The organism is Microcystis sp. M_QC_C_20170808_M3Col (assembly GCF_007095505.1).
GTDB lineage: Bacteria > Cyanobacteriota > Cyanobacteriia > Cyanobacteriales > Microcystaceae > Microcystis.
Map to the genome: position 1 here is coordinate 1 of NZ_SFBY01000438.1, position 5,364 is coordinate 5,364.

5 protein-coding genes and 1 pseudogene are annotated in these 5,364 nt (G+C 40.8%); 4 read left to right on the plus strand and 2 right to left on the minus strand.

Translation table 11 applies throughout. From position 1 onward, the window contains the following. From EWV84_RS20110 to EWV84_RS20120, 3 genes and pseudogenes are all read left to right on the plus strand, one after another. A pseudogene (locus EWV84_RS20110) lies at positions 1–279 on the plus strand (Uma2 family endonuclease); the annotation flags it as partial. A gap of 302 nt (positions 280–581) precedes the next feature. Then, positions 582–1,955 carry a 1-acyl-sn-glycerol-3-phosphate acyltransferase gene (locus tag EWV84_RS20115; protein WP_287079641.1) on the plus strand — a complete coding sequence of 458 codons (1,374 nt, stop codon included), beginning with the start codon at positions 582–584 and terminating at the stop codon, positions 1,953–1,955. 417 nt (positions 1,956–2,372) lie between these two features. Beyond that, positions 2,373–2,834 carry an Hsp20/alpha crystallin family protein gene (locus EWV84_RS20120; protein WP_287079642.1) on the plus strand — a complete coding sequence of 154 codons (462 nt, stop codon included), beginning with the start codon at positions 2,373–2,375 and terminating at the stop codon, positions 2,832–2,834. Positions 2,835–2,943: 109 nt separating this feature from the next. On the opposite strand, the gene EWV84_RS20125 is transcribed toward EWV84_RS20120, so the two are convergent. Then, complete coding sequence (locus EWV84_RS20125) at positions 2,944–4,158, minus strand: DUF790 family protein (RefSeq protein WP_287079643.1); 1,215 nt, start codon at positions 4,156–4,158, stop codon at positions 2,944–2,946. 78 nt (positions 4,159–4,236) lie between these two features. Next, complete coding sequence (locus tag EWV84_RS20130) at positions 4,237–4,581, minus strand: hypothetical protein (protein ID WP_286827048.1); 345 nt, start codon at positions 4,579–4,581, stop codon at positions 4,237–4,239. A gap of 367 nt (positions 4,582–4,948) precedes the next feature. On the opposite strand from EWV84_RS20130, the gene EWV84_RS20135 reads away from it, so the two are divergent. Continuing rightward, a partial coding sequence (locus tag EWV84_RS20135) for an RNA-guided endonuclease InsQ/TnpB family protein (RefSeq protein ID WP_287079646.1) occupies positions 4,949–5,364 on the plus strand: 416 nt, incomplete at its 3' end.

A 5,364-nucleotide genomic window follows, 5' to 3' on the forward strand; every position in this document is an offset into this window, starting at 1 on the left:
GAAACCTTAGGCTATTGGTTGGGAACTTGGGAGGGGACTATTGACCGAGAAACGGCAATTTGGGCGAGATTTTATGACCCGGAAGGCAATTTAATCCCCTTGCCAGAAGAAGCGGCACAGGAGCAAGCGGCCGCAGCACAGGAGCAAGCGGCCGCAGCACAGGAGCAAGCGGCCGCAGCACAGGAGCAATTAAATGCTACTCAGCAAGCTCTGGAAGCGGAAAGACAGCGTTCTCAACAGCTGGCGGCTCGTTTGCGAGAAATGGGGATAGAGCTATAGTATAGCTGTATTTGTTTAGGTGAGGAGGTAAACTACTGGTGTTTCTCCTCGCTTAAAGTCGGTTAATTTCTCCTTTCACGGTGGAGGGATCCTGCAATCCCAGTGTATTTGAAATCTAGCTCGACACCTGTTTGCTGCTGTGATTACCTTTTGACCAGTGGGTAATTATTGATCAGAGTTTTCTTTTATTCTTCCTTAAACAGTAAACAGTAAACAGTGAACTGAAAACTCACATCTGATAACTGATACCTTTCTCGGAGTCTCAACTAGGAAATTTATTTGGCACGACTACTTATACTTATATGTCTAATCTATCTTTGGGAGCGCAACCTCCCCTCGAATTTATCCCCCCTGACCTTAATCCCTTGCTTTTAAAGGGATGTCAAATCTTTTTACCTCTTTGGTTACAAACTCAAACCAACTTAAGAGAAATTTCCGCCGCCAATCTAGAAACTTTAATCACATTTTATCAAAAAAGTCAAGATAAAAAAGTCCGTTTACTGCTTGCTTTCCGTCATCCCAGTATTAACGATCCCTACTGTATGGCCTATCTTTTATGGAAATTAGTACCCAAAAAAGCCCAAGAGTTAGGAATAAAATTAAACACTCCAATTCACGCTCATTTTATGTATGATCGAGGGATTCCTTTATGGGCTGGAGAAAGGGTAGGATGGTTATATTCTAAGTTAGGTGGCACACCAATTCAACGGGGAAAAGCCGATTTAATCGGATTGCGATCGGCTCGTCGTTTATTATTAGAAGGAGATTATCCTTTAGCCGCTGCTCCGGAAGGGGCAACTAACGGACATAATGAGCTTGTTAGTGCTATTGAACCGGGTATTTCTCAATTGGCTTTTTGGGGGGTGGATGATGTCAAAAAAGCTAAACAACAGCAAGAAGTAATTATTTTACCTATTGGTATTCAGTATTTTTATCTGACTCCAGTGTGGCAAAAAATCGAGCAAATTTTAACTAATTTAGAAACCGATAGCGGTTTAGACTCAATCCCGAATTCATCCCTAGAAGAAAAGGTTTTATACGACCGTCTTTTTCGGTTAGGAGAAAGATTATTATCTTTAATGGAGGATTTTTATCGAGATTTCTACTATCAATCTTTGCCTGTAGTACCTGCCAATGGCGATGATCCAAACGAAACCCTAGCCAAACGTTTAGCCAATTTATTAGATGTGGCCCTACAAACCGTAGAAAAGTATTTTAATGTTTCTCCTAATGGTAATGTAATCGATCGCTGTCGTCGTTTGGAACAAGCAGGATGGGAACGTATTTATCGCCAAGAATTAAAACCCACTCACTCTATTTCTCCCCTTGAATTAGGATTAGCTGATCGCCTAGCTGATGAAGCTAATTTAAAAATGTGGCACATGAGAATTGTCGAAAGTTTCGTGTCAGTAACCGGTTATTATGTCAAAGAAAAACCCACCGTAGAAAGATTTGCCGAGACAATTTTATTACTCTGGGATTTAGTGACAAGAATTAAGGGAGGTAATCCCTTTTTTCGTCCCCAAATTGGTCAACAAAAAGCGATAATAACTATTGGTAAACCTATTTCCGTATCCGAGCGCTATACCGATTATAAAAGTGATCGACGCTCGGCCGTAGCACAATTAACCCAAGATTTACAAACCAGTTTAGAAAGTTTAATTATTCATCAGTAGATAATTAGGGTTTGCTGAAAAAGTTTGTTGGTGGGGTTAGGAGTCAGTTATCAGATTTGAGTTATCATACTAAATCCGTTGAGCATAGGCTACTTATGAGGACAGGCACTCATGCAATAGGCAATAGGCAAAAGGGGGAATAAATAATCATTCTTTAATAACCGGATTTAGTAACAGTTATCAGTTCACTGAATTACTGTTCACTGAGAAAACTCCCCAATTCCCACTCCCCAATTCCCACTTCCCACTTCCCCGGGAAAAACTTTTTCACCTAGCTCTAGTATAGGAGATAGTACGGAAATCTGGAAAAACTTAATACCGAAAACCCTACCCCGGTCAGAGAATATTTCATCTATCCTAAAAGTGTAGAGATAAACCAACATCTCTAGCGTTAAGAAAACTTCGGAGGTGAATTATATGGCACTTATACGTTGGGAACCTTTCAGAGAAGTAGAAAGCCTACAGAAAGAAATGAATCGCTTGTTTGACCGTCTTGTGCCGACTGATGTAGGCAATGGCGAAAAAATGGGGTTATCCTTCATCCCAGCGGCGGAAATAACCGAAACACCAGAGGCAGTTCAGATTAAACTGGAAATACCTGGTATGGAGGCCAAAGACCTCAACCTAGAAGTAACAGCCGATAGTCTGACCATTAATGGTGAAAGGAAATCGGAAATTAAAACCGAAGAAGAAGGATTTACCCGCACTGAATTCCGTTATGGTAAATTCCATCGGGTTATTCCTCTACCAGTCCGGGTTGATAACAATAACGTGACTGCTGAATACAAAGATGGCATTCTCAATCTCACCCTCCCGAAAGCGGAAGAAGAAAAAAATAAAGTGGTGAAAGTGTCCATCAATCCTACCACTGCTCAATGATGTAGCACTCATCGTCTGGTCTTAAGCGAAAAAGTTAACCTAGTCCGATTAAACCAAAGCGGGAGTATCAAAGCATACTCCCGCTTTTAGCTTCCATCTGCCTAACCCTTTAATTTAAAATTTCTAACACTGCTTGGGGTGATAATTTATCTTTAAACCAGATAACCTGAGCGGGTAGATTTTGAAATTTAACTCCAGCTTTTTCTAGATTTAACCGTTCCGATACGGCTAAAATTAGATTATTTGCTTGGGCCGATTTAACCTGTAAAAATTTCTTTTGTAGGTATTCTGGTCGCCAATAACCAACAATTTCGAGGAGAAAAACGCGACCATCGGGATGCACTAAACGGAAATCGGGAATCATCACTCCTCCGGGTAAAGGCACTAAATCCACTTCCCTTTCTAGTTGCCATTCAGTTTTTAACTGTAACCAACGTTTAGCGAAAGATTCCTCTAACATACTATCGTAGGGTTTCCCGGGGGAATAGTGGGACACCAGACCACAGTTATCCTCTAAATTGAACTGTTGTTTTTTAATAGTTCCTGTATAGGAATCTTTATACTGTAATTGTGCCTTCAGATTCCAGTGAGTAACATGGAGTAAGGCAGGAATTAATTTAGCGATTTCAATGCCATAACGACTATTAGCTTTAAATAAACTGGTGGGACCATCGATAGTAATAGTAAATCCCGTGTCGGCATCCCCTTCGATATAAGTCATTAAACGAAATAGTTTTAGATAGCGAAAGAGATATTTATATTCCCCCGGATCGTTGCGGTGGACGTTGATGATTAAATAACTGGCCCGATAAAAAATACCTTGAATTTGCGAGAGGTTAAAACGATGAATTAGGTTTTCGGGGGTAGGAGCATCAAATTGAGTGAGAATTTTATTCTCCGCTAAATCAGCATAGAGTCCTTTTTCTAGAGCCACTGGAAAAATTTCTTGATTTAATTCTTGGCTGAGTTGCTGGGCAATTTTCTCCAGAATTAGCGATCGATTTTGCGGAATAGGAACAAAGTTGGCCGCTTGTTCAAAAACTCTTTTTCTTAATTCCTGCGGTTCTAAGGGACTAATAATCTCAAAGGTGGCAAAATGATTGGTTAATAGGTGAGCAAATCCCCGTTTAATTTTATAATCGGGACTGTCTCCCTCCAAGATTAGGAGTTTTTGGCTTAATTCTCCCTTAGTTTGACCGATACTTTCCTGAAAACAGGTGATTTGTTCTTGGGCGATCGCCAGATAATCGGTCGCGAGCGGTAAGCGTTTGGGAATAATTGTCTCGCCATTTTGACGGGAAATCAATAAATCGGTCGGTAACATGGCAAGCTAGAGAAGAATAATCAGATGGGGAGAGGTGGGACGACAAGGAAAGGTCGAAACCCCAAAAATCCCCCGATTCTAACTATTTTGGTCGAGATAACGCTCTAAATCTTCGATCACACGGGTTAATTCTGCTTCTGTGGTTAAGCGTAGGCGATCGTCACGAACCGTTAACAAAACTTTAGCCGAAAAAGGACTCGGATAAATATTGGGATTACAAAACACTTCCAGAAACACATCACCAGTGTGCTGATATTCCAGCGGTTTTTGGGGTTGGGGTTTACCCCCACTAGCGGCATTACTGGCGATCGCTTTCAGGCGATCAAGTAAAATATTAATTTCCCTTTGCAAATCCAAGGCAGCACTGGAACTGAAACGAAAAGTAACGGAACCTTGCAAGAGATTAAGAGTTAAAGGAATCATGGAAAAAATCAGGTTAGGAGAAAGCCTGAAGTTAATTATATTGATTTCTGGAGATTTGGGGAAACTGGGTGAAGTTACCTTGAATGTCGGATTGAAGGAACCCTTTTGTTTTACCGATGAGATGAAAATCCGACCAATATGGGACAGCGAAGCACAGCAATATCGGCGTACTGCTACGCAGTGCCTTCGGCATCGCACTAGACCAAATCAGCGATCGCTCTCACTTCGATTGTGAAGCCGTTCCAAACTTTGATGACGTAAATCCACTTCGATCATCGAAAATTTTGGGTCTGAAACCCCGTCGTTCTACGACGGCTTTACTGTTAAATATTAACACATTTACGGAATATATGCTAAAATGTGAGACATGGAAAAAGCCTATTCTTACCGATTTTACCCCACACCCGAACAAGAGTCGCTATTGCGACGCACCTTGGGCTGTGTAAGATTAGTTTACAATAAAGCTCTCCACGAACGAACACAAGCATGGTCCGAAAAGCAAGAAAGAGTAGGATATGCTCAAACTTCTTCAATGCTAACCGATTGGAAAAAACAAGAAGAATTAGACTTTTTAAACGAAGTAAGCTGTGTACCTTTACAACAAGGTTTAAGACATTTACAAACAGCTTTTACTAACTTCTTTGCTGGTCGTACTAAGTATCCTAACTTTAAGAAAAAACATCAGGGAGGAAGTGCCGAATTTACTAAGTCAGCTTTTAAATTTAAAGACAAACAAATCTATTTAGCCAAATGCACAGAACCTTTACCTATTCGATGGTCAAG

Bases quoted from the DNA above. Each gene is read 5' to 3' on its own strand.
- EWV84_RS20115 (WP_287079641.1), top strand. From the start codon at position 582: ATGTCTAATCTATCTTTGGGAGCGCAACCTCCCCTCGAATTTATCCCC.
- EWV84_RS20120 (WP_287079642.1), top strand. From the start codon at position 2,373: ATGGCACTTATACGTTGGGAACCTTTCAGAGAAGTAGAAAGCCTACAG.
- EWV84_RS20125 (WP_287079643.1), bottom strand. From the start codon at position 4,158: ATGTTACCGACCGATTTATTGATTTCCCGTCAAAATGGCGAGACAATT.
- EWV84_RS20130 (WP_286827048.1), bottom strand. From the start codon at position 4,581: ATGATTCCTTTAACTCTTAATCTCTTGCAAGGTTCCGTTACTTTTCGT.